The organism is Pseudomonas sp. FSL L8-0168 (genome assembly GCF_037976155.1).
Taxonomy (GTDB): Bacteria; Pseudomonadota; Gammaproteobacteria; order Pseudomonadales; family Pseudomonadaceae; genus Aquipseudomonas; species Aquipseudomonas paracarnis.
Map to the genome: position 1 here is coordinate 4,818,281 of NZ_CP150262.1, position 25,455 is coordinate 4,843,735.

A 25,455-nucleotide genomic window follows, 5' to 3' on the forward strand; every position below is an offset into this window, starting at 1 on the left:
ATCATCAAGCTTTTATTCGTCATCACGGCGTCTCACACCGACGCACTCATGCTCACCAGCGGCGCTCGCGTGCGAACGCCAGTTTTGGCCGTTTTTTGCGGTGCAGACGGGTAAAAACAGCAGTTTTACCTTAGGAAAAACCTGTAAGCGACGTCATCGGTACTGGATGCGACCCTCCCTGTACTGGATACGACGCCCCCTGTAGGCGTCAGATTTTCACTGGTACATGATCAGTCTCGACTCGTTTGCAAGGCACCGCGCCAGAGCTGTTGTCGCACGCTCCAACCGCAACACTTATAAAGCGCGGCGAATGCCGCCAGAAAAGACACAGGAGTCTACCCACATGAAAGGTTCACCCTCGTTGTTGTTGGCCGCCATGCTGAGTCTGCCAGTCGTGGCATACGCCGCAGAACCGGAACAGTGCAAGACCGTCAACTTCTCCGATGTCGGCTGGACCGACATCACCGTCACCACCGCGACCACCAGCGAGATCCTCAAGGGCCTGGGCTACAAGCCGCGCACCACGATGATTTCGGTACCTGTGACTTACAAGTCCCTGGCCGACGGCAAGAACATGGACATTTTCCTCGGCAACTGGATGCCGACCATGGAAAACGACATCAAGCAGTACCGTGATGCCGGCACCGTGGAAACCGTGCGCGCCAACCTGGAGAACGCCAAGTACACCCTGGCGGTCCCAGAGGCGCTGTATGAGAAGGGCCTGAAAGACTTCGCCGACATCGCCAAATTCAAGGATGAGCTGGGCGGCAAGATCTACGGCATCGAGCCGGGCAACGATGGCAACCGCACCATCCAGACACTGATCGACAAAGATGCCTTCGGCCTGAAAACCGCCGGCTTCAAGGTGGTCGAATCCAGCGAAGCCGGCATGCTCTCCCAGGTTGAACGCGCTTCCAAGCGCAACCAGGCCATCGTGTTCCTCGGCTGGGAACCGCACCCGATGAACACCCGCTTCAAGATGAAGTACCTGACCGGTGGTGACGACTCGTTCGGCCCCAATTACGGCCAGGCCACCATCTACACCAACACCCGCAAAGGCTACACCCAGGAATGCAGCAACGTCGGCCAGTTGCTGAAAAACCTGGTGTTCACCCTCGACATGGAAAGCACCCTGATGGGGAACGTCCTGGACGACAAGATGAAGGCCGACGCTGCCGCCAAGGCCTGGTTGCAGAAGAACCCGCAAGTGCTCGACACCTGGCTCGCCGGTGTCACCACCGTTGATGGCAAACCAGGGCTCGATGCCGTTAAAGCTTACCTCGCCAAATAGCACCCGCTGACCCCAGGCCGGTGCGCTGGCCTGGGATGTTTTCCCCTTCGCATGTGGACATTCACTACCATGCTGACTGAACAGAAAATCCCACTAGGCCAGTACATCGCTGCCTTCGTCGACTGGTTGACCCAACACGGTGCCAACTACTTCGACGCAATCGCATCGACACTGGAAACGATGATCCACGGCGTGACGTTTGCGCTGACCTGGTTCAATCCACTGGCATTGATCGGTCTGATTGCGCTGCTGGCTCACTTTATTCAACGTAAATGGGGACTGACTGTTTTTGTCATCGCCTCCTTCCTGCTGATCCTCAACCTGGGGTACTGGCAGGAAACCATGGAAACCCTCGCACAGGTGCTGTTCGCCACCCTGGTCTGCGTGGTCATCGGTGTGCCGCTGGGCATTGTTGCCGCGCATAAACCAATGTTCTACACCATGATGCGGCCGGTACTCGATCTGATGCAGACCGTGCCGACCTTCGTCTACCTCATCCCTACCCTGACCCTCTTCGGGCTGGGTGTGGTGCCTGGGTTGATTTCCACGGTGGTGTTCGCGATTGCCGCGCCGATCCGCCTGACCTACCTGGGTATCCGCGACGTCCCGCAAGAATTGATGGACGCCGGCAAGGCCTTTGGCTGCTCGCGCCGCCAGTTGCTCTCGCGCATTGAACTGCCCCACGCCATGCCGAGCATCGCCGCCGGCATTACCCAATGCATCATGCTGTCGTTGTCGATGGTGGTGATCGCGGCCCTGGTAGGCGCCGACGGCCTCGGCAAGCCGGTGGTCAACGCACTCAACACCGCCGATATTGCCCTGGGCTTTGAAGCGGGCCTGGCCATTGTGTTGCTCGCCATCATGCTCGACCGTATCTGCAAACAACCCGACGCTAAAGTAGGGGGTGATGCATGAGCATTATCCGATTCGACAAAGTCGACGTGATCTTTTCCAAAGACCCACGCGAAGCGCTCAAGCTGCTGGACCAGGGCATGAGCCGTAACGAAATTCTGAAGAAGACCGGGCAGATCGTCGGCGTCGAGAACGCCAGCCTGGATATCGAGAAAGGCGAGATCTGTGTGCTGATGGGCCTCTCGGGCTCAGGCAAATCCAGTTTGCTGCGCTGCATCAACGGCCTCAATACCGTCAGCCGTGGCCAGCTGTTTGTGGAGCATGAAGGGCGTCAGATCGACATCGCCTCCTGCACCCCCGCCGAACTGAAAATGATGCGCACCAAACGCATCGCCATGGTGTTTCAGAAGTTCGCCCTGATGCCTTGGTTGACGGTGCGCGAGAACATCAGCTTCGGCCTGGAAATGCAGGGCCGACCGGAGAAAGAACGGCGCACGCTGGTGGACGAGAAACTCGAACTGGTGGGCCTGAGCCAATGGCGCAACAAGAAGCCCGACGAGTTGTCCGGCGGCATGCAGCAGCGCGTCGGCCTGGCCCGCGCCCTGGCGATGGACGCCGATATCCTGCTGATGGACGAACCCTTCTCGGCCCTCGACCCGCTGATCCGCCAAGGCTTGCAAGATGAACTGCTGGAACTGCAACGCAAGTTGAGCAAGACCATCGTGTTCGTCAGCCACGACCTGGATGAAGCGCTGAAACTGGGCAGCCGTATCGCGATCATGAAAGACGGCAAGATCATCCAGTACAGCGTGCCGGAAGAAATCGTACTGAACCCGGCAGACGACTATGTGCGCACCTTCGTCGCGCATACCAACCCGCTGAACGTGCTGTGCGGACGTAGCCTGATGCGCACGCTGGACAACTGCAAGCGCGTGAACGGTTCGGTGTGTCTTGATCCGGGTGGCGACTCCTGGCTGGACCTGGCCGAAGGCAACACCATCCAGGGCGCACGCCAGAATGGCGTGGCGATGAACCTGCAAAACTGGGCGCCAGGGCAGGCCGTGGAAGGCTTGGGCCGCGTACCGACGCTGGTGGACTCGAACATCGGTATGCGCGATGCACTGCAGATTCGCTACCAGACAGGCAACAAGCTGGTGCTGCACGACAACAACAAGGTGGTGGGGATACTGGGGGACAGTGAGCTCTACCATGCCCTCTTAGGCAAGAACTTGGGCTAAGGCCCCAACTGAAGGAATGCGGTCAATGTGGGAGCTGGCTTGCCTGCGATAGCTATGCTGGATTCACCCTTGCTATCGCAGGCAAGCCAGCTCCCACATTCGACCGCATTCAATGCTTGCAACAGCGGCGCCAGTGAGGGCGCCGCCAGCTCAACTATCAGCTATAGACCCGGCCAAGGAGCTGCCGATGGCTTTCAAACTGATCGAGCACATCCCGGGTGATCTGTTCCTGGGTGAAGCCCATCAGGTCATACTCCTGCGGCCCGTTGTGCAGGTACACCTCGGCACGGTAGTAACGGGTGCGCTCTTCTTCAGGCAGGTCAGCCGGCGCCGCCGAGTAGCCATCCAGGCTCACTTCGTAGACAAACGGGTTACCCTCGTCCATCTCGATCCGCACGCCGATGCAGCGTTTGGATTTGCCCAGCAGGGTCTGCACTTCCAGGCCCTGATCACGCAACGCACTCGCGGCTTCTTCCAACGCCGGCGTTACGTGCTTGTCCATAAAGCGCTGCACGGTGGCCTGGCTCGGTTGCAGGTCCAGGGCGCTCAAGCGCTCGCTGAAACCACGACGCCCGCGTTCAGCCAATTGCGCCTGCTCCTGTTCGATGGCCACGTCCTGGCGCATGGCCTTGTGCAAACCGAACATAAAGAACACCAGCACCACCGAGAACGGCAGCCCCGCCAGCACCACCATGGTTTGCATGGCTTCGAAGTTACCGGCAAACAGCAGACCGATGGTCACCAGGGTGATCACCGCCGACCAGAAGATACGCAACCAGTGCGGCGCATCTTCATCCACGTTGCCGCCCTTGCAGGACAGGTTGGCCATCATCACCGCGCCGGAATCCGCCGGGGTCAGGAACAGCACAAAGCCCACGAAGATCGACACGCCGATCACCACTTTCGACGCCGGGTAATGCTCAAGCAGTTGGTAGATGGCCATGGACGGTTGTTCCAGCGCCGTCTTGCCCAACTCCACCGCCCCATGGTTCAACACCAGGTCCAGGGCCGAGTTGCCGAAGATCGACAGCCACGCCAGGGTAAAGCCCAGCGGGATCAGCAATACGCCAGCCACCAGCTCGCGCACGGTACGACCACGGGAAATACGCGCGATGAACATGCCCACAAATGGCGCCCAGGAAATCCACCAGGCCCAGTAGAACAGAGTCCACAGACCCATCCAGCGTTCGGTCTTGGCACCGTCGCCTTCGTACACATACAGGTCGAAGGTTTTCAGCACGATACCGTTGAGGTAATCACCGGTGTTCTGCACCAGGCCATTGAGCAGGTGCAAGGTAGGGCCGAACAACAGCACGAAGATCAGCAAACCGCTGAACAGCACGATGTTGAGGTTGGACAGGCGGCGAATACCGTTTTCCACACCCGACACGGCGGCGATGGTCGCCACGGTGCTCATCACGATGATCACTATCAGCAGGTTGGTATTGCTGTGCTCCATGCCGAACAGGTTTTCCAGCCCCGACGACACCTGCATCGAGCCGATCCCCAGGTTGGTCACCAGGCCCAGCAGGGTCACGAACATGCCGAAACCGTCTACCGCGTGGCCGGCCGCGCCCTTCACCCAACGCTCGCCCACCAGCGGGTACAGCGCCGAACGCAGTGCCAGCGGTTGGTTGTGACGGTACGCAAAGTACGCCACGGCCAGGCCGACCAGCGCATAGATCGCCCAGCCGTGCAGGCCCCAGTGCAGGAAGGTCAGTTGCAGCGCCTGGCGTGCCGCGCCATTGCTGGCGGCAGCGCCTTCGGGCGGGTTGAAGTAGTGGTCCAACGGCTCGGACGCACCGAAATACAACAGCGAGATGCCGATACCGGACGAGAACAACATGCCGGCCCAGGCGCCATAGCTGAAGTCTGGGGTATCGTCCTTCGCACCCAGCTTAAGTTTCCCATAGGACGAAAACGCCAGGCCGACCACAAACACCAGGTAGGCGGCGATGACCACCATGTAGTACCAGCCAAAGCTTTTCGACAGCCAGGCCTGTGCGACACCGAGCAGGCGCCCGGCCTCCTGCGGGGCGACGATCAGAATGGCGGTCAACAACAAAATCAGCGCGGTGGAGGTGTAGAACACCCAACCGTTGACCCGGACCTTTTCCGGTGGGGTCTTTATAAGAGAGGCAGAACTCATGGCGCAGATGCTCCAGGCAGTGCGAGAGAGAAACACAAGGCAACGGTTATCCCGGGACATCGATTTTTCGGCAGTCGACGGACGGGTGTTATAAAGACACCCCAAAATTCTTGAGCCCGCCTAAGCGGTGATCAGGCTCTGAAGTGGCCTGTTTCAAGGGTTTTTGCAGGTGTCGAAGGTTGCGGCTCGCAGGTAGGAAACATCTGTAGGCAGCGACCATTTGTCGCAGATCTTATTCTTTGTTGATTGAACGTTCAATCAAAACAAAATAGACTGGCCCTCAAGCCGACGGACGTGGATCGCCCATCGGCAGGCCTAAGGAGAGGTGCTACATGCCCAAGGTCGGTATGCAACCCATACGCCGCCAGCAGTTGATCGAAGCCACGTTGACGGCCATCGATCGGGTCGGGATGGGAGATGCCAGCATTGCGCTGATCGCCCGTCTGGCCGGCGTCTCGAACGGCATCATCAGCCACTACTTTCAGGACAAGAACGGCCTGATCGCAGCGACGATGCGCTACCTGATGAATGCGCTGATCGAGAACGTGCAAGAACGCAGGCGTGCCTTGAAGGATGACAGCCCACGGGCGCACCTTCAGGTGATCATCGAAGGCAACTTCGACGCCAGCCAGGTCAATGGCCCGGCAATGAAAACCTGGCTGGCCTTCTGGGCCACCAGCATGCACCACCCGTCATTGCACAGGTTGCAGCGGATCAACGATCAACGTCTGTATTCCAACCTGTGCTGCCAGTTCCGCCGAGTGCTGCCGCTGCCGCACGCACGCAAAGCAGCCCGAGGCCTGGCGGCCCTGATCGACGGTTTGTGGTTGCGCGGCGCCCTGTCGGGAGACGCTTTCGACACGGAGCAGGCGCAACGGATCGCTTACGAATACATGGATTTCCAATTGGCCAAGCAGGTGAGTTAGAGCACACATAACCGCTCAACCCCTGAACGTCCGCCGCTCAGTGTTGCCACACCCCCATGGCCCACTGTTCGGCGGGTAACGCCAACCACTTATGCACTTGCGAGGACTTTATGGCCCGTTTCGACCTGCAAAAACTCTACATTGACGGCGGCTACAGCGACGCTGGCAGCGATGCCACCTTCGAAGCCATCAACCCGGCTAACGGTGAAGTTCTCGCCCAAGTGCAACGCGCCACCAAAGATGACGTTGAACGTGCCGTGGTCAGCGCTGAAAAAGGCCAGAAAATCTGGGCCGCCATGACCGCCATGGAGCGTTCGCGCATCCTGCGTCGTGCCGTGGACATCCTGCGCGAGCGCAACGATGAACTGGCCGCCCTGGAAACCCTGGACACCGGTAAAGCCTTCTCGGAAACCAAGTACGTCGACATCGTCACCGGCGCTGACGTGCTGGAATACTACGCCGGCCTGGTGCCAGCCATCGAAGGTGAGCAGATCCCACTGCGCGACACTTCCTTCGTCTACACCCGCCGCGAGCCACTGGGCGTAGTCGCCGGTATCGGCGCGTGGAACTACCCGATCCAGATCGCCCTGTGGAAATCCGCACCGGCCCTGGCCGCCGGTAACGCGATGATCTTCAAGCCAAGCGAAGTCACCTCGCTGACCACTCTGAAACTGGCCGAGATCTACACCGAGGCTGGCGTTCCAGCGGGCGTGTTCAACGTACTGACCGGCAGCGGCCGTGAAGTCGGCACCTGGCTGACCGAGCACCCGCGCATCGAAAAAGTCTCCTTCACCGGCGGCACCGACACCGGCAAGAAAGTCATGGCCAGCGCGTCGAGCTCCTCGCTCAAGGACGTGACCATGGAGCTGGGCGGCAAGTCCCCGCTGATCATTTTCGACGACGCCGACCTCGACCGCGCCGCCGACACCGCCATGATGGCCAACTTCTACAGCTCCGGTCAGGTCTGCACCAACGGCACCCGCGTGTTCGTGCCCAAGCACCTGCAAGCCGCGTTCGAAGCCAAGATCGTTGAGCGTGTTGCGCGTATTCGCATCGGCAACCCGGAAGACGAAAACACCAACTTCGGCCCGCTGGTCAGCTTCGCCCACATGGAAAGCGTGCTGGGCTACATCGCCAAAGGCAAAGAGCAAGGCGCCCGTCTGCTGTGCGGCGGCGACCGCCTCACCGAAGGCGACTTCGCCAAAGGCGCCTTCGTGGCCCCGACCGTGTTCACCGACTGCACCGATGACATGGTGATCGTGCGTGAAGAAATCTTTGGCCCGGTGATGAGCATCCTCACCTATGAAACCGAAGAAGAAGTGATCCGCCGCGCCAACGACACCGACTTCGGCCTGGCCGCTGGCCTGGTCACCAAGGACCTGAACCGCGCCCACCGCGTGATTCATCAACTGGAAGCCGGTATCTGCTGGATCAACGCCTGGGGCGAGTCCGACGCGAAGATGCCGGTTGGCGGCTACAAGCAGTCGGGCGTGGGCCGTGAGAACGGCATCAGCTCGCTGAACAACTTCACCCGCATCAAATCGGTACAGGTTGAATTGGGCGATTACGCCTCGGTGTTCTAACACCCGAGCCTTGTATTGCCCGTGAGGCCATCGCGGGCAAGCCCGGCTCCCACATTTGTTCTGTGTGAACCCGATCAAATGTGGGAGCTGGTTTGCCTGCGATCGAGTGCTAAGCACTCGCCAGACCTGACCACACTTCAAAGAGGGTACATTCATGTCCCAAGAATACGATTACATCATTGTGGGTGCCGGCTCTGCCGGTAACACCCTGGCGACCCGTCTGACCGAAGACGAAGGCGTCACCGTTTTGCTGCTGGAAGCCGGTGGCCCCGACTACCGCCTCGACTTCCGCACCCAGATGCCAGCCGCCCTGGCCTTCCCGCTGCAAGGCCGCCGCTACAACTGGGCCTACGAAACCGATCCAGAGCCACACATGGACGGCCGCCGGATGGAATGCGGTCGCGGCAAGGGCCTGGGTGGCTCTTCCCTGATCAACGGCATGTGCTACATCCGTGGCAACGCCATGGACTACGACAACTGGTCGAAGCTGCCGGGCCTGGAAGACTGGACCTACCTGGACTGCCTGCCGTATTTCCGCAAAGCCGAAACCCGCGACATCGGCCCCAACGATTGGCACGGTGGCGATGGCCCAGTCAGCGTGACCACGCCGAAAGCGGGCAACAACCCGCTGTTCCACGCCATGGTTGAAGCGGGCGTACAGGCCGGTTACCCACGTACCGAAGACTTGAACGGCTACCAGCAAGAAGGCTTCGGCCCGATGGACCGTACCGTTACGCCGAACGGCCGTCGCGCCAGCACCGCACGCGGTTACCTGGACACGGCAAAAAAGCGTTCGACCCTGACCATCGTCACCCATGCCCTCACTGACAAAGTGTTGTTCGAAGGCAAGCGTGCGGTCGGTGTGCGTTACCTGATCGGCGCCGCCGAAGAGCGTGTTGAAGCCCGTGCGCGCAAAGAAGTGCTGGTGTGCAGCGGCGCAATCGCTTCGCCGCAACTGCTGCAACGCTCCGGTGTCGGCCCGGCCAAACTGCTGGAAAGCCTCGATATCCCGGTGGTCCACGACCTGCCGGGCGTGGGTGAAAACCTGCAGGACCACCTTGAGCTGTACCTGCAATACGCGTGCACCCAGCCAGTGTCGCTGTACCCGTCGCTGCTCTGGTACAACCAGCCGGCAATTGGTGCCGAATGGCTGTTCAACGGCACCGGCATCGGCGCCAGCAACCAGTTCGAAGCGGGCGGTTTCATTCGTACCCGTGAAGAGTTCGAGTGGCCGAACATCCAGTACCACTTCCTGCCGGTGGCGATTAACTACAACGGCAGCAACGGTGTGAAAGAGCACGGTTTCCAGGCGCACATGGGCTCCATGCGTTCGCCAAGCCGTGGCCGTATTCAGCTGAAGTCGAAGAACCCACGGGACTACCCGAGCATCCTCTTCAACTACATGGCCACCGAGCAGGACTGGCAGGAGTTCCGCGACGGCATCCGCCTGACCCGTGAAATCATGCAGCAGCCGGCACTGGACCCGTACCGTGGCCGCGAAATCAGCCCGGGTATCGAAGTGCAAACCGATGAGCAGTTGGACAAGTTCATCCGCGAGCACGCCGAGACCGCGTTCCACCCGTCCTGCTCGTGCAAGATGGGCACCGACGAGATGGCCGTAGTCGATGGCGAAGGCCGCGTACATGGTGTGCAGGGCTTGCGGGTGGTCGATGCCTCGATCATGCCGATCATCACCACCGGCAACCTGAACGCGCCAACGATCATGATCGCCGAGAAAATCGCCGACAAGATCCGTGGCCGCAAGCCACTGCCGCGCAGCACTGCGGATTACTACGTGGCAGGCGATGCGCCGGTGCGTGGCAAGCCGTTGCGTGAAGTGGGGCCGTTGGCGCAGTAACTCCAGCACCGCGGCGCCTGCATCGCAGGCAAGCCAGCTCCCACAGTTGACCGAGTTCGCCTGAACAACTCGGTCAACTGTGGGAGCCGGGCTTGCCCGCGATGAGGCCCGACCAGACACCGCAAAATTACCCGCCGACACTTTCCTTGATGATCGTTCCCACGCTCCGCGTGGGAACGCATCCTGTGATGCTCTGCGTCACGCCCTTCAAGAGCGGACGCAGAGCGTCCAGGGTGGCATTCCCACGCAGAGCGTGGGAACGATCACACAACAAAACCTCCCTTGATCAGCTCCTCGCCCAGGCCTACTCTGTTCGCCTGCCCGCGCCGAGCCGCCCACAAGGAAGGCCCCATGTTCGAACACCACGCCACGCTCAAGAAACACTTCGGTGCCCTGCGCACCACCGCCGAATTTTTCTCCCTGCGCTACGTGCGCGAATCCGGCCAGTACCTGTCGGTACGCAAGAACGTCGCCGAGCCGCCTCACCTGGGCCATGATGAAGGCGCCATGCTCACCGTGCGTCTCAACGGCGTGGAAGCCTACGCCGCGACCAACGATATTTCCCTTGCCGGTCTGCAGGCCGCCCTTGAGCGCGCTGAACAACAAGCCAGGCTTATCAAGCCCCACGCCCTGCTCGACCTGCACCAGCAACCGGTGTCCAGCGACGTCGCCGACTACCTGTCGCCCGACCTCGACCAGCCCTTCCCGTCCCTGAGCGACTGCTACCAATTGCTCGGCGATGAGTCCGCCGCCGTGCCCGAGGATGAGCGCCTGGTGAGCTGGGAAGTCAGCCTGGGGACCACGCGGGTTGAACAGATCTACCTCAACAGCGCCGGCGCCCAATTGCGTCAGGCCCAGCGCTTTGTCTTTCCGGGCCTGAGTGTGACCGCCTTCGACGGCAACGACAGCCAGACCCGTACCCTGGGCGGTACCAACTTCGGCCAGCAAGGCAGTGCCGGGGTGATCCAGCGTTTTGGCCTGGTGGGCGCCGCCCGCAAGGTGGCCGACGAAGCCCTGCAATTGCTGCTCGCACCGAATACGCCCCACGGCCCGCGTGACCTGCTGCTGATGCCCGACCAGATGATCCTGCAGATCCACGAGTCCATCGGCCATCCGCTGGAGCTGGATCGCATCCTCGGTGACGAGCGCAATTACGCCGGCACCAGTTTTGTGAAAGCCAGCGATTTCGGCCACCTGCAATATGGCTCGCCGCTGCTCAACGTCACTTTCGACCCGGACATCCCCGAACAGCTTGCCAGCTACGCTCATGACGACGACGGCACGCCTGCCAGCAAGCAATTTCTGATTCGCGAGGGCCTGCTGCTCAAGCCCTTGGGCGGGGCCTTATCGCAATTTCGCGCCAACCTGCCAGGCGTCGCCAACAGCCGCGCTTGCGGCTGGAACCGTGCACCCATCGACCGCATGGCCAACCTGAATATCGAGCCTGGGGATAAAAGCCTCGCGCAATTGGTGGGCGGCATTGAGAGCGGCATCCTGATGTCGACCAACCGCTCGTGGTCCATCGACGATGCGCGCAACAAGTTCCAGTTCGGCTGCGAGTGGGGCCAGTTGATCGAAAACGGCGAGCTCAAGGGCGTGGTGAAGAACCCCAACTACCGGGCGATTTCCGCGCAGTTCTGGCGCAAGCTCAGCGCGGTGGGCGACGCCAGCACCTTCAAGGTCTTGGGCACGCCGAACTGCGGCAAGGGCGAACCCAACCAGGTGATCCGTGTCGGCCATGCGTCGCCGGCCTGTGTATTCAGCAATGTGGATGTATTTGGGGGCGATGCCTGATGAACCATTTCAAGGCACTGGTGGACTGGCTCAAGCAGGCGGTCACCGATCAAGAACAATTTCACCTCGGCTACGCGGATGAGGCGTCCGAGTTCGTGCGCTTCAACCACGCGCAGGTACGCCAGGCCGGGCAGGTACAGCAGGCCAGCCTGAACCTCAAGCTGATCAACGATGGGCGCCACGCCGACCTGGGCATCACCCTGTCGGGCGAGGCGCAGCTGGATCGCCAGCGCCTGGCGAATGGCCTGCAACAACTGCGCGAAACCTTGCCGCTGTTGCCGCCTGACCCGTACCTGCTGCTGAACCCCGACGCCTGGCACAACCATAACGAACAGCTGCGCCCGCTGCCGGAACTGGCCCAAGTGCTGGACGATATCAGCCGGGCCGCCGATGGCGTGGACCTGGTTGGCTTCTACGCCTCCGGCCCGATCAGCCGCGGTTTCGCCAGCTCATTGGGTGCGTTCGGCTGGCACCGGGCTAACAGCTTCAATTTCGACTTCAGCCTGTTCCACGCCAATGGCGAAGCGGTAAAAGCCAGCTACGCCGGGCACACCTGGAACAGCGTCGAATTCGCCGCCCGTTTCCAACAGGCCCGTGAGCAACTGGCGTTTCTCGGTCGCCCGCTCCACACCCTGGCACCCGGCCAATACCGCGCCTACCTGGCGCCGGCAGCGCTGGAAGAAATCATCAGCATCATCACCTGGGGTGGTTTTTCGGCCCAGGCCATCGCGAGCAAAGGCAGTTCGTTGCAACGCCTGTACGCGGGTGATCAGTCACTGAGCCCGCTGGTGACGGTGGATGAGCAGATCAGCGGCTCCCTGAGCCAGGCGTTTTCCACTGAAGGCTACCCGCGCAAGGATGTCACCCTGATCAACGCAGGCAAGGCCGAGGGCCAGTTGATCAACTCTCGCAGCGCCGCCGAATACGGCTTGAGCACCAACGGCGCCAGCAGCGACGAGTCGCCCAGCGCCTTGCAAATGGCCGCAGGCAACCTGGCCCAGGCCGATATTCTCAAGCAGTTGGGCACAGGGCTGTATATCAGCAACCTCTGGTACCTGAACTACTCCGACCTGCCGGCAGCGCGCCTGACCGGCATGACGCGCTTTGCGACCTTCTGGGTGGAGAATGGCGAAATCAAGGCACCGGTCAGCACCATGCGCTTTGATGACAGTGTTTACAGCCTGCTTGGCTCACAGCTTGAAGCGTTGACCACTGATCGAGAACTGCTGCTGTCGCCCAGTACCTACAGCCAGCGTAATACTGCCTCCAACCTATTGCCGGGAGCCTTGATCAAGCGTTTGACCCTGACCTTATAAATCTTGCCACCCGCCCACGTGCCTGCACGTGATGCATGACCTTGCCTGGACTGGGCAAGCTGGAGTCTTGAGATGAACCATGGAAGTTTCGTCATAGAAAAACTGTTCAAGCAATACAACGTTCACGTGGAGCAACTTAGTAACGACCCACATAGAAAAACCGTACTGATGGTCAATGGCGCGTTATCCACCACGCGCTCCTTTGCCCGTACCAGCAAATGCCTGGCCGAGCACTTCAATGTGCTGCTGTTCGACTTGCCCTTCTCTGGCTTGTCACGCGAGCACAACACCGAACTCGACCTGGTCACCAAGGACGACGAGGTGCAAATCCTGCGTGCCTTGGTGGATCGCTTTGAGGTCAACCATCTAGTCTCGGCCTCCTGGGGCGGCATCTCCACGCTGTTGACCCTGGCGCATAACCCGCCCTCCATCGAAAGCTCGGTGGTGATGGCGCTGGCGCCCAACCTCAACCAGGCGATGCTGGAGTATGTCGAGCGTGTGCGTGTGCTGATCGAGGCCGATGACAAGTCGGCGGTCGGCCATCTGCTCAACGAAACGGTGGGCAAATACCTGTCGCCGCGCCTCAAACGCAATAACCATCGGCACCTGTCGACCATGGCCACCACCGAGTACCGCCAGGCGCGCTTTCATATTCATCAGGTGCTGGGCTTGGGTGATGGCAATTACCTGCCGGCGCTCAAGCAGATTGAAACACCGGTGCACTTTCTCAACGGCGCACTGGACGAATACACGCCGGCTGACGAGGCCCAGCTGTTCAAACACTACGTAGGCCGCAGCAGCTTTGCGGTGGCCGAACACACCGGCCATCTGCTCGACCTGGAGTCCCGCGAATCCGCGCTGGCAGTGCATCGGGCGTTGCTGGATTTCCTGGTGGGCGAACATGTGACATTGTCAGCTATAGACGAACCGCCAGTGGGAAAAGGCGCGACGGATGGCGCATAATCGCCGACACATAGCCTGCTAATTAAAAGGGATCCCATGCCGAATCGTGCCCCTCTCGATGCCAAGACTGCCCGCTGGCTCCCCTGGGTGGTAGCGATTGCCTTCTTCATGCAGTCGCTGGACGGGACGATTCTCAACACCGCGCTGCCGGCCATGGCGCAGGACCTCGCGGAAAACCCGCTGCGCATGCAAGGGGTGGTGATCGCCTACATGCTCACCGTTGCCTTGCTGATTCCGGCATCGGGCTGGATCGCTGACCGCTTTGGCACCAAGAAGATTTTCTTTGGCGCGATCATGCTGTTCAGCATCGGGTCGCTGCTGTGTGCGCTGTCCAGTAGCTTGAGCATGCTGGTGGGCGCACGGGTGATCCAGGGCCTGGGCGGTGCGCTGATGCTGCCGGTCGGGCGGCTGGTGGTACTGCGCGCTTATCCGCGTTCCGAGCTGGTGCGGATCATGGGCTTCATCACCATTCCCGGCCTGCTCGGCCCCTTGCTTGGCCCGACCATGGGCGGCTGGATGGTGCAATACCTGACCTGGCACTGGATCTTCCTGATCAACCTGCCGGTGGGCATGATCGGCTGCTATGCCGTGTGGAAATTCATCCCCGACCTGCGCGGCAGCGAGCGCACGCGCTTCGACGGCCTGGGCTTTCTGCTGTTCGGCGCGGCGATGGTACTGATCACCATCGCCATGGAGGGCCTGGGCGAACTGCACCTGCCGCACCTGCGGGTGATGTTGCTGTTGTTCGGCGGGCTTGCCTGCCTGGCGGCGTACTGGCTGCGCGCCGGGCACATCGACAACCCGCTGTTCTCGCCGGTGCTGTTCAAGACGCGCACCTTTGCCGTGGGGATCCTCGGCAACCTGTTTGCGCGCCTGGGCAGCGGCGCACTGCCGTTCCTGGTGCCGCTGCTGTTACAAGTGGCGCTGGGCTATTCGCCGTCAGAAGCCGGCATGAGCATGCTGCCGCTGGCGGCGGCGGCAATGTTCGCCAAATCCATCGCGCGCCCGCTTATCGAGCGCCTCGGCTACCGCATCGTCCTGACCGGCAACACCCTGGCCCTGGGCCTGATGCTGGCGAGCATGGGCCTGGTCAGCGAACAAACGCCCTACCCGCTGCTGTTGGCCATGCTGGCGGTACTGGGGGCCATCAACTCCCTGCAATTTACCGCGATGAACACCGTCACCCTGATCGACCTCGACGACGCCCAGGCCAGCAGCGGCAACAGCTTGCTGTCGGTGGTGGCGCAGCTGTCCCTCAGCCTCGGCGTGGCCTGTGCCGGCGCGTTGCTTGGCGGGTTTACTGCCGAGGCCGGCAATGACGGTGTGGAAAGTGTCCTCGGCGCGTTCCAGCTGACCTTCCTCACCGTGGGCATCATGGCGATGCTGGCGGCGGCGATCTTCCTGCAACTGTCGCCTAAAGACGGCAAACGGGTGGTCAGCCGCGAGCACGATATCGAGCACTAACGGGCGTCTCGTCGAGAACTTGCGAGGAAAATCCCACGAGACTGGTACACTGCGCGACATTTTGTTTTGCAGAGCCAGTCCCGTGACTACCATCGCCACCGCTTTTAATACTTTGCCCCTGTCCGCCGCCATGCTGGCTAACCTCGACTCGCTGGGTTACGTCGAGATGACGCAGATCCAGGCGCAAAGCTTGCCGGTGATCCTCAAAGGGCTGGACCTCATTGCCCAGGCCAAGACCGGCAGCGGCAAGACCGCCGCCTTCGGCATCGGCTTGTTGAACCCGATCAACCCGCGCTACTTCGGTTGCCAGGCGCTGGTGATGTGCCCGACCCGTGAGCTGGCCGACCAGGTCGCCAAGGAAATCCGCCGCCTGGCCCGTGCCGAAGACAACATCAAGGTACTGACCCTGTGCGGCGGCGTGTCCCTCGGCCCGCAGATCGCCTCCCTGGAGCATGGCGCCCACGTTATCGTCGGCACCCCGGGACGCATCCAGCAGCACCTGCGTAAAGGTTCTCTGGTGCTGGACGGCTTGAACACCCTGATTCTCGACGAAGCCGACCGCATGCTCGACATGGGCTTCTACGACGCCATCGAAGACATCATCAGCAAGACCCCACCGCGCCGCCAGACCCTGCTGTTCTCGGCCACCTACCCGGTGAGCATCAAGCAACTGGCCTCCAAGTTCATGCGTGCGCCTCAGCAAGTGAAAGCCGAAGCGTTCCACTCCGACGACCAGATCGAACAACGCTTCTACGAGATCTCCCCGGAAGAGCGCATGGACGCCGTGACCAAGGTGCTGGCGCACTTCCGCCCGGCCTCCTGCGTGGCGTTCTGCTTTACCAAGCAGCAAGTGCAGGAAACCGTCGACCACCTGACGTCCAAGGGCATTTCCGCTGTTGGACTGCATGGTGACCTGGAACAGCGCGACCGTGACCAGGTACTGGCGATGTTTGCCAACCGCAGCACCTCGGTGCTGGTGGCCACCGACGTCGCCGCTCGAGGCCTGGACATCGACGCCCTGGACATGGTGATCAACGTCGAACTGGCCCGCGACTCGGAAATTCACATCCACCGTGTAGGCCGTACCGGCCGTGCCGGTGAGACCGGCATCGCCATCAGCCTGGTGGCGCCGTCCGAAGCCCACCGCGCCCAGGCCATTGAGCAACTGCAGAAGTCGCCGCTGAACTGGGACCAACTGGACAACCTCAAGCCGCAAAGCGGTGGCCCGCTGTTGCCGCAGATGAGCACCCTGTGCATCGCTGCCGGGCGTAAGGACAAGGTTCGCCCAGGCGACATCCTCGGCGCATTGACCGGTGAAGCCGGCATTCCGGGTGCCCAGGTCGGCAAGATCGCTATCTTTGATTTCCAGGCCTTCGTGGCCGTGGAACGCGGCATCGCCAAGCAGGCGTTGCAGCGTTTGAATGACGGCAAGATCAAAGGCCGTTCGCTGCGCGTGCGCATTTTGTAATAACACCGAGTTCCCATTACAGGAACCGAATGAATGTGGGAGCTGGCTTGCCTGCGATAGCGACGGTGAATCCACTACCGCTATCGCAGGCAAGCCAGCTCCCACAGGGTTGATGGCATTTCAAATCAATAGTTTTGTGAGGACATGGCTGTGCGCTCGACCGAAGTTGTGATCATTGGCGCCGGCGCCGCAGGCTTGATGTGCGCGCTGACCGCCGCCGGGCGTGGGCGCAAGGTGATGTTGATCGACCACGCCAACAAGGCCGGCAAGAAAATCCTGATGTCCGGTGGCGGCCGCTGCAACTTCACCAACATGTACACCGAGCCGGCCAACTTCCTCTCGCACAACGCGCACTTCTGCAAATCGGCCCTGGCCCGTTATACACAGTGGGATTTTATCGGGCTGGTGGCCAAACACGGCGTGCCGTACCACGAGAAGAAACTCGGCCAGCTGTTCTGCGACAACAAGTCCAGCGACATCCTCGGCATGCTGCTCGACGAGTGCATCCAGACCGGCGCGAGCCTGCACCTGGACACCTCCATCGAGGCAATCGCCAAGCTCGAAAGCGGCTATCAACTGCAAACCACCCTGGGTGAACTGCGCTGTGAATCCCTGGTGATCGCCACGGGCGGTTTGTCGATCCCGACGCTGGGCGCCACCGGTTTCGGTTACCAAGTGGCCAGGCAATTCGGCCATGAACTGCTGCCAACCCGCGCCGGGCTCGTGCCGTTCACCATCACCGACCAGCTCAAGGAGTTGTGCGGCGAGTTGTCCGGCACCTCGGTCGACTGCCTGGTGAGCTGCAACGGCCAGAGTTTTCGCGAGAACATCCTGTTCACCCATCGCGGCCTGAGCGGGCCGGCGATCTTGCAGATTTCCTCGTATTGGCACCCCGGCGACACGGTGGAAATCAACCTGCTGCCCGACCACGACGCCCATGCCTGGCTGCAACAGCAACAGGCCGAACACCCCAACAGCGAGTTGAAAACCCTGCTGGGCGAGATCTTCACCAAGAAGATGGCCAACCTGCTGGCCCAAAGCTGGTTCGAATCCAAACCGATGAAGCAGTACACCCACGCTGAAATGGCCGATATCGCGCAAAAGCTGGGGAGCTGGCAACTGGTACCGGCCGGCACCGAGGGTTATCGCACTGCCGAGGTGACATTGGGCGGGGTGGATACGCGGGAAGTGTCGTCCAAGACCATGGAATCGCTGAAAAGCCCCGGCCTGTACTTTATCGGCGAAGTGCTGGATGTGACCGGCCACCTGGGCGGGTTCAATTTCCAGTGGGCCTGGGCCTCGGGTTACGCGGCCGCGCAATACGCCTGATGTGCACCTTGAGATGCAATCCCCCTGTGGGAGCTGGCTTGCCTGCGATAGCGGCAGTGAATCCCACATCGTTATCGCAGGCAAGCCAGCTCCCACATTGGTTTTGCAGTGATCCTGAAAATTTTGCTGTCCGATGTGATCGCCACGCTTGCCGTGGCGTCATTACTGGCTCAATTTAGCGACAACGTCCCGGAAGACTCCAGACTTCATGTCATCGACCTCGTTCAAGCAGTCCATGCGGCGCCTGTGGGCGCTGGATAAATTCAGCTACAGCGTACGGGTGTTCATCGCCCTCACCGGCAGCATGGCATTGTGTTGGTACCAGGATGAAATGACGCTGCTGATCCCGCTGTTCCTGGGGATTATCGCCAGCGCCCTGGCCGAGACCGATGACAGCTGGCAAGGCCGTCTCAATGCGCTGGCGGTGACACTGGTGTGTTTCAGCATCGCCGCGCTGTCGGTAGAACTGCTGTTCCCCTACCCCTGGATATTTGCCGTCGCCCTGGCCGTGGCCAGTTTCGGCCTGACCATGCTCGGCGCACTGGGCGAACGCTATGGCGCGATTGCCTCGGCCACCTTGATTCTGTCGGTCTACACCATGATCGGCGTGGACCAGCGCGGCGGCGCCGTCACGGATTTCTGGCATGAGCCGCTGCTGCTGGTCGCCGGTGCCGCCTGGTACGGCGTGCTGTCCGTGCTGTGGCAGGCGCTGTTTTCCAACCAGCCGGTGCAGCAGAGCCTGGCGCGGTTGTTCCGCGAGCTGGGGCGTTACCTCAAGCTCAAGTCATCGTTGTTCGAACCGATCCGGCAGCTGGATGTGGAAGCGCGACGCCTGGAATTGGCCCAGCAAAATGGCCGAGTAGTGGCTGCACTGAATGCCGCGAAGGAAATCATCCTGCACCGCGTCGGCAATGGCCGACCGGGCTCGAAGGTCAGCCGCTACCTGAAACTGTACTTCCTGGCCCAGGACATCCACGAGCGCGCCAGTTCCTCCCACTACCCCTACAACGCCCTTACTGAAGCCTTCTTCCATAGCGATGTGCTGTTTCGCTGCCAGCGCTTGCTGCGCCAGCAAGGCAAGGCCTGCCAGACCCTGGCTGAGTCGATCCAACTGCGCCAACCGTTCATCTATGACGACAGCTTTGCCCAAGCCCTGGGCGACCTCAACGCGTCCCTGGAGCACCTGCGCATCCAGAGCAACCCAGCCTGGCGTGGCCTGCTGCGTTCACTTCGAGCCTTGGCGGCCAACCTGTCCACCCTCGACCGCCTGCTGGGCGACGCCAGCAACCCCGATGCCCTGGCGGACGCCACCGACAGTAACCTGCTGGACCGCGCCCCGCGCAACCTCAAGGAAATGTGGACGCGCCTGCGCACCCAACTGACGCCCACCTCGCTGCTGTTTCGCCACGCCCTGCGCCTGTCCCTGGCGTTGACCGTCGGCTACGCCACCCTACACGCCATTCACGCGTCTCAGGGTTACTGGATCATCCTCACCACCCTGTTCGTGTGCCAACCGAGCTACGGCGCCACCCGGCGCAAGCTCGGCCAGCGGATTATCGGCACCGCCATCGGCCTCACCGTGGCCTGGGCGCTGTTTGATCTGTTCCCCAACCCAGTGGTGCAGTCGATGTTCGCTATCGCCGCAGGCCTGGTGTTCTTTATCAACCGCACCACCCGCTACACCCTGGCGACGGCGGCGATCACCCTGATGGTGCTGTTCTGCTTCAACCAGGTGGGCGATGGCTACGGGCTGTTCCTGCCGCGCCTGTTCGATACCTTGCTCGGCAGCCTGATCGCGGGCCTGGCGGTGTTCCTGTTCCTGCCGGACTGGCAAGGCCGACGCTTGAACAAAGTGCTGGCCAATACCCTGACCTGCAACAGCATCTACCTGCGCCAGATCATGCAGCAATACGCCGCCGGCAAGAGTGACGACCTGGCTTACCGCCTGGCCCGCCGCAACGCCCACAACGCCGATGCCGCGTTGTCCACCACCCTGGCGAATATGCTGATGGAGCCGGGGCACTTCCGTAAGGAAGCCGACGTGGGCTTCCGCTTCCTGGTGCTGTCTCACACCTTGCTCAGCTACTTATCCGGATTGGGTGCACACCGCGATACTCAGCTACCGACCGACGTACGCGAGCACTTGATCGAAGGCGCGGGCAACAGCCTGGCGGCGAGCATCGATGAGATCGCCACCGGCCTGGCCAATAAACAGCCGATTGCGATCCAGAGTGATGCCGAGGAAGGGTTGGCGGCCGAGCTGGAGCAAATGCCCGATGAGATCGATGAGGCGCAGCGGTTGGTGCAGACGCAGTTGGCGTTGATTTGCCGGCAGTTGGGGCCGTTGCGTACGTTGGCGGCGCATCTGATCAAGGAGACCGGCGCGGCTTAGACCGCTATCGCAGGCAAGCCAGCTCCCACATTTGACCGAGTTCCAATATAAGAAGGCGGGCAAAATGTGGGAGCCGGGCTGGCCCGCGATGAGGCCCGCAAGCACGCTACATCCCATGCGCCTTCATCAAGCGCGCATAACTGCCATCAGCCTTCATCCTGGCAATCTCCCGATCAAAGCTGGCAACGATTTGCGCATGCTCGGGGTTCTTCAAACTGACCAGAATATGCAGGCTGTTCTCGCTCAACGGCTTGCCCACAAACGCCACGGCATTGCGCACCCGCGGCGACTCCCGAGCCAGGTAATAGCGCGCTACGTATTCGTCTTCCAGCGTCAACCGCACACGCCGCGCCGCGAGCATGCGCACCGCCATGGCGAAGTTGTGCACCGGTACTTTCTGTAGCTGGGTGTCTTGATCGAACGCAGCCGAGTAAGCGTAACCGCGTACCACGGCGATGGTCTCGTCGTGCAGTCGGGCCAGGTTCTGATAAACGATGTCATCGTCGCTGCGCTTGAGAAAGCGCACACGGTTAAGCAGGTACTCAGCAGAAAATTGGCCAAACTGCGTGCGGGCCTCGTCGTACCAGGCGTTGATCAGCACATCGTAGCGCCCATCGCCCACGCCCTTGAGCGCACGAGCCCAAGGCACCTGTTCAAAATCACTCGCGTACCCCGCACGGGCCAGGGCCGTGCTGACGATATCCGTGGCCAAGCCGCCATTGATCAAGGTGGCATCGGTGAATGGCGGCCAGCCATCCGCCACCAGACGCAGACGCTGTGCCAGCACTGGTTGGGCCAGTAGCAGCACTGCGATCAAAGCAACGGCACGAGTCAATCGCGGCATGCTCAAAGTCCTTGGCGGGCAGGCGGTGGCCTGATAACAGTAGCTCATCAATAAGCTTGCATTGCAGATTACACAAAGAAGCCAACGGCGCACGCACTGAATGATGGCAAATTGACGCCATTCACACATTTGTCAATTTTAGACAGCGGCGCCCGTCACGCTTACTATCCAGGCACGTCTTTATAAGAGCACACATCATGACGGTTGATTGGGTTTGCAAACATCACGACGACTTGGGCAAGGACCAGCTGTATGCCGTCCTGCGCTTGCGCAGCGAGGTATTCGTCGTCGAGCAGAAATGCGCGTATCAGGACATCGACGGGCAGGACCTAGCGGGGGACACCCACCACCTGATGGCCTGGAATGATAACGAGCTGGTGGCTTACCTGCGGCTGCTGGACCCGGAGACCCAGGGCGGCGATGTGGTGATTGGCCGCGTCATCGTTTCGCCAGCGGCACGGGGCACCGGGCTGGGGCATCAAATGCTGGAAGAGGCGCTTGAGCGTATTGAGGATATCTGGCCGCAAACGCCGATTTTTCTCTCGGCCCAGGCGCACTTGCAGGGGTATTACGGGCGGTATGGGTTTGTGGTGGCGGGTGAGGAATACCTGGAAGATGATATTCCACATATTGGTATGCGGCGCCTCTGAGCGCGCCATCGCAGGCAAGCCAGCTCCCACATTGGAACGCATTCAACTGTGGGAGCCGGGCTTGCCCGCGATAGCGTCAGTCCTGCCAAAGCCGACCTTCAGGGATAGCCCAACACCTGCTTGATCGACGCCAGATTAGCCTCGATCCACCCCCGATCAATCGCCCCCCAGTCCCGGATCCGATAGCGCCCGGCATGGTGACGCGCACCGTCCTCCTGCTCGAACTCACACACAATATCCAGGTCGGCCAACGCCGCAATGGTGTCCTGGGCGGTACGCCGAGGCATGCCGGTGGCCTCGGTCAGCGCCGGGACGCTGCTGGCCAGTTGGCTGTCGATCAAGTACGCCACGTACAGGCGGCGGTAGAAGCTGCTTTTGGTCTTGCTCACATCCATGGTCAGTCGCCTTGGGGTTAGGGCTTGCCCTGCAAATCGCGCCAGGTGAGGTACACACGCAGGTCGAATTCCACCTGATGGTAGCCCGGCATCATGTATTGACAGAGTTTATAGAACGCCTTGTTGTGGTCCGACTCCTTGAAGTGAGCCAACTCGTGTACCACGATCATGCGCAGAAACTCCGGGGCCGCCTCCTTGAACAGCGACGCGATGCGAATCTCTTTCTTGGATTTGAGATTACCGCCTTGCACCCGGGAAATCGTGGTGTGCAAACCCAAGGCACGATGGGTCAGGTCCAGGCGGTTGTCGAACAGCACCTTGTCGATAGACGGCGCGTTACGCAGGTGCTCCTGCTTCAAGGCCAGGGCATAGGCGTACAGGGCCTTGTCGCTCTGCACCCCATGGCGTTCGGGGTAGCGCTGTTCCAGGTAAGCCCCCAACTGGTCCTTGGCGATCAGTTGGCGCACTTGCTCCTGGAGCGCGGCGGGATAGGCCTGGAGGTATTTCAACGCGGTCATGGGCTCTGCAACGCAATTGGGACGGGCGCCAGTGTAGCGAATTCAAAGCGCGCGAGGGTAAGACCAGCCGGCAACGTCTTCGGCCATCAACGGCAGCGCCGCCCACGGCCCCTGGATATACGCGCAGCCATTGGCCTTTAGCCACTGTGTTTGCTCAAGGGTCTCCACGCCTTCGGCGATCACCAGCACACCAAAATGCTCACACAGTTGGATGATGCTGCGCGCCATCGCCCCATCCCGCGCCGAGCCAGGCAGGCGCGCCACTAATTGAGGGTCAAGCTTGAGGGTATCGAATGCCAGGTCGCGCAAATGGGCCAGGGAGCACTGGCCGCAGCCAAAATCGTCCAGGGCAATCCGCACCCCGATCCGGCGCAGTAACTGGAGTTGCTTGGTAGACTCGGCAAGATTACTCATCAAGCAGTCCTCGCCGATTTCCACCTCCAGTTGCCGCGCCTGTAATCCATGCCGCTCCAGCATCTGCTGCAGTTGGTTGGCCAGGTTGGGCATGTTGAACTGGCTGCTGCTCAGGCTCACGCTCAACACCAGTTCGGGGTCGAAGGTGGCTTGCCAGGCCTGGCGCTGGGCAGCGACTTGCTGGTAGATCCAGGCACTCAACTGGTTGATCAACCGCGCCTCTTCCAGCAGCGGCAAGAACAGGCCCGGCGGCACATCGCCGACGCTGGGATGCTGCCAGCGCAACAGCGCTTCGACGCCGCGCAAACGCCCGTCTTCCAGGCAAACCTGAGGCTGGTACACCAAGGTGAAGTCCTTGTTGGCAATGGCGGTACGCACACTGTCTTCCAGCATCAACCGCGAGCGGGCGCGGCCGTTCATTTCCTGGTCGTAGTAACGATACTGCTGACGGCCGGCGCGCTTGGCTTCGTACATGGCAATATCCGCCGCCCGCAGCAGGCCGCTCAAGTCCGAGCCGCAATCCGGGAAGGTCGCGATGCCGATACTGACCCCAAGCATCACCTCCAGCCCATCGACCTGCTGGCACACAGAAACCCGCTCGATGAGCTTTTCCGCGATCTTCGCCGCCTGTTCGGGAAACTCCAGCTCCAGCAACGCGGTGAACTCATCCCCGCCCATGCGCCCCAGAATGTCGTAGGAACGCAGGCACGCCTGCATTTGCTCCGAAACCCAACGCAGCACGCGATCCCCGGCGTCATGGCCCAACGTATCGTTGACCCGCTTGAAGCCATCCAGGTCCAGGTACAGCAATACCAGCGCCTGCTCGCTACGTTCGCTGCGCAGCAACGTATTCTCCATCGCCTGATGGAAACCGCGCCGGTTCAGCAGCCCGGTCAACGGGTCGGTCACGGCCTGGAACTCCAGTTGCTGGTGCAGATGCCGTACTTCGGACATGTCCAGCACCGTCACCACCATCGCCTTCTGCTCCACAGGCAAGGGCGCGCAGGACAACGCTACCGGCACCTGCTGGCCCCGACCGGTGCGCAAAATGGCGTCGTGTTGGCGCCACGTCTCGCCCCGGCGATACGCCTCGTACATGGGGAAGCCCAACCAGGCTGGCACATGGGGCTTTTGCAGGAAACTGAGGAAACTCTCGCCCTGCAACTCAGCCATCGTCGCATTCAACAGCCGGGAAATGGCCGGGTTGGCGTACTCGATCACACTGTTTTCGCTCACCACTAAAATGCCCTCGGCGGCGTTATCCAGCACCGAGGCATTAAAAGCGCGGGCCAACTCCAGGTCATGGCTCAGGCGCTGCAAGGCACGGCGATTGCGCTGATGCTCGAGCAACGCCTGCACCTTGGGCTTGAGGATGTGCGGGTCAAAGGGCTTGAACAGATAGTCGATCGCCCCACTGGCGTAGCCTTCAAGCACCGCGTCGGGCGAATGGGCGGTGGCGGTCAGAAAGATAATCGGCGTCATGCGCGTGCGCTGGCTGCCCCGCATCAGGCGCGCGACCTCAAAGCCGTCCATGCCCGGCATGCGCACGTCCAGCAGCACCAAGTCGACGTCATGGGCCAGCAGTAACTCCAAGGCTTCCAGGCCAGACGCAGCAGTGATCACCCGCCAGTCGTCACGCTGCAACAGCGCACGCATGCTGACGAGGTTTTCCGGGTAGTCATCGACCACCAACAGAACCGAAATTGCATCGTCGTGTTGCGGAGCGCCATCCATGCTACGTCTCTTCCTTAGGGAGCTGCACCGGTCACTTTTGCTACCAAGGCCGGATAAACACTGAGGGCTCACTCTAGCCGCGCGGCCAAAAAAGCAGAAGTGACGTGGGTGCCCTCATTGTGCCAAAGACTAGGAAGCCGACTAACGGTAAGGCCCTGTAGCCCGCGGTTCACGGGCAACATGGCTTTTTGGCATTCCTCTGACGCCAATAAATTGCCAGCAATTGTTTAACAATCTCACCCGCACCGCCTATAAAGAACCTGGAAGGCCCTTTGGG

The 25,455-nt window shown here is 61.0% G+C and carries 19 protein-coding genes; 14 read left to right on the forward strand and 5 right to left on the reverse strand.

The features are described from left to right. The first annotated feature begins 343 nt into the window (after window positions 1-343). From MHH62_RS22190 to choV, 3 genes are all read left to right on the forward strand, one after another. Window positions 344-1,291: a choline ABC transporter substrate-binding protein gene (locus MHH62_RS22190; RefSeq protein ID WP_019817457.1), complete on the forward strand. Its 948-nt coding sequence runs from the start codon at window positions 344-346 to the stop codon at window positions 1,289-1,291. Window positions 1,292-1,360: 69 nt separating this feature from the next. Continuing rightward, window positions 1,361-2,206: a choline ABC transporter permease subunit gene (choW, locus tag MHH62_RS22195; RefSeq protein ID WP_003194913.1), complete on the forward strand. Its 846-nt coding sequence runs from the start codon at window positions 1,361-1,363 to the stop codon at window positions 2,204-2,206. Continuing rightward, window positions 2,203-3,381 (forward strand): choline ABC transporter ATP-binding protein, encoded by a 1,179-nt coding sequence (gene choV / locus MHH62_RS22200; RefSeq protein WP_014720259.1) that lies wholly within the window; start codon window positions 2,203-2,205, stop codon window positions 3,379-3,381. Before choW ends, choV begins: the two co-directional genes overlap by 4 nt. Before the next feature lie 157 nt (window positions 3,382-3,538). On the opposite strand, the gene MHH62_RS22205 is transcribed toward choV, so the two are convergent. Next, entirely contained in the window at window positions 3,539-5,473 is a 1,935-nt protein-coding gene (locus tag MHH62_RS22205; protein ID WP_224796996.1) for a BCCT family transporter, read from the reverse strand. Window positions 5,474-5,862: 389 nt separating this feature from the next. Here MHH62_RS22205 and betI point away from each other — a divergent pair, with 389 nt between their 5' ends. From betI to yccS, 10 genes are all read left to right on the forward strand, one after another. Continuing rightward, on the forward strand, window positions 5,863-6,456 hold the full coding sequence (betI, locus tag MHH62_RS22210) for a transcriptional regulator BetI (protein ID WP_003194919.1): 594 nt from the start codon (window positions 5,863-5,865) through the stop codon (window positions 6,454-6,456). 110 nt (window positions 6,457-6,566) lie between these two features. Further along, window positions 6,567-8,039 carry a betaine-aldehyde dehydrogenase gene (gene betB, locus MHH62_RS22215; RefSeq protein ID WP_014720261.1) on the forward strand — a complete coding sequence of 491 codons (1,473 nt, stop codon included), beginning with the start codon at window positions 6,567-6,569 and terminating at the stop codon, window positions 8,037-8,039. Between the two features lie 154 nt (window positions 8,040-8,193). Further along, the gene (betA, locus tag MHH62_RS22220) at window positions 8,194-9,897 is read left to right on the forward strand and encodes a choline dehydrogenase (RefSeq protein ID WP_339231911.1); all 1,704 of its coding nucleotides are present in this window, start codon (window positions 8,194-8,196) and stop codon (window positions 9,895-9,897) included. A 351-nt stretch (window positions 9,898-10,248) separates the two neighbouring features. Continuing rightward, on the forward strand, window positions 10,249-11,691 hold the full coding sequence (locus MHH62_RS22225; RefSeq protein ID WP_339231912.1) for a TldD/PmbA family protein: 1,443 nt from the start codon (window positions 10,249-10,251) through the stop codon (window positions 11,689-11,691). After that, on the forward strand, window positions 11,691-13,007 hold the full coding sequence (locus MHH62_RS22230) for a TldD/PmbA family protein (RefSeq protein WP_339231914.1): 1,317 nt from the start codon (window positions 11,691-11,693) through the stop codon (window positions 13,005-13,007). Before MHH62_RS22225 ends, MHH62_RS22230 begins: the two co-directional genes overlap by 1 nt. Before the next feature lie 72 nt (window positions 13,008-13,079). Continuing rightward, entirely contained in the window at window positions 13,080-13,970 is an 891-nt protein-coding gene (locus MHH62_RS22235; RefSeq protein WP_339231916.1) for an alpha/beta hydrolase, read from the forward strand. A gap of 36 nt (window positions 13,971-14,006) precedes the next feature. Continuing rightward, window positions 14,007-15,434 (forward strand): multidrug transporter subunit MdtD, encoded by a 1,428-nt coding sequence (gene mdtD / locus MHH62_RS22240; protein WP_333959097.1) that lies wholly within the window; start codon window positions 14,007-14,009, stop codon window positions 15,432-15,434. A 130-nt stretch (window positions 15,435-15,564) separates the two neighbouring features. Continuing rightward, window positions 15,565-16,902, forward strand: a complete 1,338-nt coding sequence (gene dbpA, locus MHH62_RS22245; RefSeq protein ID WP_229999345.1) for an ATP-dependent RNA helicase DbpA — start codon at window positions 15,565-15,567, stop codon at window positions 16,900-16,902. 150 nt (window positions 16,903-17,052) lie between these two features. After that, the gene (locus MHH62_RS22250; RefSeq protein ID WP_058410843.1) at window positions 17,053-18,231 is read left to right on the forward strand and encodes an NAD(P)/FAD-dependent oxidoreductase; all 1,179 of its coding nucleotides are present in this window, start codon (window positions 17,053-17,055) and stop codon (window positions 18,229-18,231) included. Between the two features lie 208 nt (window positions 18,232-18,439). Continuing rightward, complete coding sequence (yccS, locus tag MHH62_RS22255; RefSeq protein WP_014720269.1) at window positions 18,440-20,623, forward strand: YccS family putative transporter; 2,184 nt, start codon at window positions 18,440-18,442, stop codon at window positions 20,621-20,623. Window positions 20,624-20,729: 106 nt separating this feature from the next. Here the strand turns inward: yccS and MHH62_RS22260 are convergent, their stop codons facing one another. After that, the gene (locus tag MHH62_RS22260) at window positions 20,730-21,467 is read right to left on the reverse strand and encodes a transporter substrate-binding domain-containing protein (RefSeq protein WP_014720270.1); all 738 of its coding nucleotides are present in this window, start codon (window positions 21,465-21,467) and stop codon (window positions 20,730-20,732) included. Window positions 21,468-21,664: 197 nt separating this feature from the next. Here MHH62_RS22260 and MHH62_RS22265 point away from each other — a divergent pair, with 197 nt between their 5' ends. After that, on the forward strand, window positions 21,665-22,117 hold the full coding sequence (locus tag MHH62_RS22265; RefSeq protein WP_014720271.1) for a GNAT family N-acetyltransferase: 453 nt from the start codon (window positions 21,665-21,667) through the stop codon (window positions 22,115-22,117). A 98-nt stretch (window positions 22,118-22,215) separates the two neighbouring features. On the opposite strand, the gene MHH62_RS22270 is transcribed toward MHH62_RS22265, so the two are convergent. Genes MHH62_RS22270 through MHH62_RS22280 form a run of 3 tightly spaced genes read right to left on the reverse strand, consistent with a single transcriptional unit; the run spans window position 22,216 to window position 25,178 of the window. Further along, window positions 22,216-22,512, reverse strand: a complete 297-nt coding sequence (locus MHH62_RS22270) for a winged helix-turn-helix domain-containing protein (RefSeq protein WP_014720272.1) — start codon at window positions 22,510-22,512, stop codon at window positions 22,216-22,218. A gap of 17 nt (window positions 22,513-22,529) precedes the next feature. After that, on the reverse strand, window positions 22,530-23,030 hold the full coding sequence (locus MHH62_RS22275) for a M48 family metallopeptidase (RefSeq protein ID WP_014720273.1): 501 nt from the start codon (window positions 23,028-23,030) through the stop codon (window positions 22,530-22,532). 42 nt (window positions 23,031-23,072) lie between these two features. Beyond that, the gene (locus MHH62_RS22280; RefSeq protein ID WP_020302128.1) at window positions 23,073-25,178 is read right to left on the reverse strand and encodes an EAL domain-containing protein; all 2,106 of its coding nucleotides are present in this window, start codon (window positions 25,176-25,178) and stop codon (window positions 23,073-23,075) included. Window positions 25,179-25,455 lie beyond the last annotated feature (277 nt).

What these genes read in the sequence shown, in the direction of transcription:
- yccS (WP_014720269.1), top strand. Translation starts at nt 18,440, where the DNA reads ATGTCATCGACCTCGTTCAAGCAGTCCATGCGGCGCCTGTGGGCGCTG.
- MHH62_RS22260 (WP_014720270.1), bottom strand. Translation starts at nt 21,467, where the DNA reads ATGCCGCGATTGACTCGTGCCGTTGCTTTGATCGCAGTGCTGCTACTG.
- MHH62_RS22280 (WP_020302128.1), bottom strand. Translation starts at nt 25,178, where the DNA reads ATGGATGGCGCTCCGCAACACGACGATGCAATTTCGGTTCTGTTGGTG.
- mdtD (WP_333959097.1), top strand. Translation starts at nt 14,007, where the DNA reads ATGCCGAATCGTGCCCCTCTCGATGCCAAGACTGCCCGCTGGCTCCCC.
- choW (WP_003194913.1), top strand. Translation starts at nt 1,361, where the DNA reads ATGCTGACTGAACAGAAAATCCCACTAGGCCAGTACATCGCTGCCTTC.
- betI (WP_003194919.1), top strand. Translation starts at nt 5,863, where the DNA reads ATGCCCAAGGTCGGTATGCAACCCATACGCCGCCAGCAGTTGATCGAA.
- MHH62_RS22190 (WP_019817457.1), top strand. Translation starts at nt 344, where the DNA reads ATGAAAGGTTCACCCTCGTTGTTGTTGGCCGCCATGCTGAGTCTGCCA.
- MHH62_RS22235 (WP_339231916.1), top strand. Translation starts at nt 13,080, where the DNA reads ATGAACCATGGAAGTTTCGTCATAGAAAAACTGTTCAAGCAATACAAC.
- betA (WP_339231911.1), top strand. Translation starts at nt 8,194, where the DNA reads ATGTCCCAAGAATACGATTACATCATTGTGGGTGCCGGCTCTGCCGGT.
- MHH62_RS22270 (WP_014720272.1), bottom strand. Translation starts at nt 22,512, where the DNA reads ATGGATGTGAGCAAGACCAAAAGCAGCTTCTACCGCCGCCTGTACGTG.
- choV (WP_014720259.1), top strand. Translation starts at nt 2,203, where the DNA reads ATGAGCATTATCCGATTCGACAAAGTCGACGTGATCTTTTCCAAAGAC.
- MHH62_RS22275 (WP_014720273.1), bottom strand. Translation starts at nt 23,030, where the DNA reads ATGACCGCGTTGAAATACCTCCAGGCCTATCCCGCCGCGCTCCAGGAG.
- MHH62_RS22225 (WP_339231912.1), top strand. Translation starts at nt 10,249, where the DNA reads ATGTTCGAACACCACGCCACGCTCAAGAAACACTTCGGTGCCCTGCGC.
- MHH62_RS22265 (WP_014720271.1), top strand. Translation starts at nt 21,665, where the DNA reads ATGACGGTTGATTGGGTTTGCAAACATCACGACGACTTGGGCAAGGAC.
- dbpA (WP_229999345.1), top strand. Translation starts at nt 15,565, where the DNA reads ATGCTGGCTAACCTCGACTCGCTGGGTTACGTCGAGATGACGCAGATC.
- MHH62_RS22230 (WP_339231914.1), top strand. Translation starts at nt 11,691, where the DNA reads ATGAACCATTTCAAGGCACTGGTGGACTGGCTCAAGCAGGCGGTCACC.
- betB (WP_014720261.1), top strand. Translation starts at nt 6,567, where the DNA reads ATGGCCCGTTTCGACCTGCAAAAACTCTACATTGACGGCGGCTACAGC.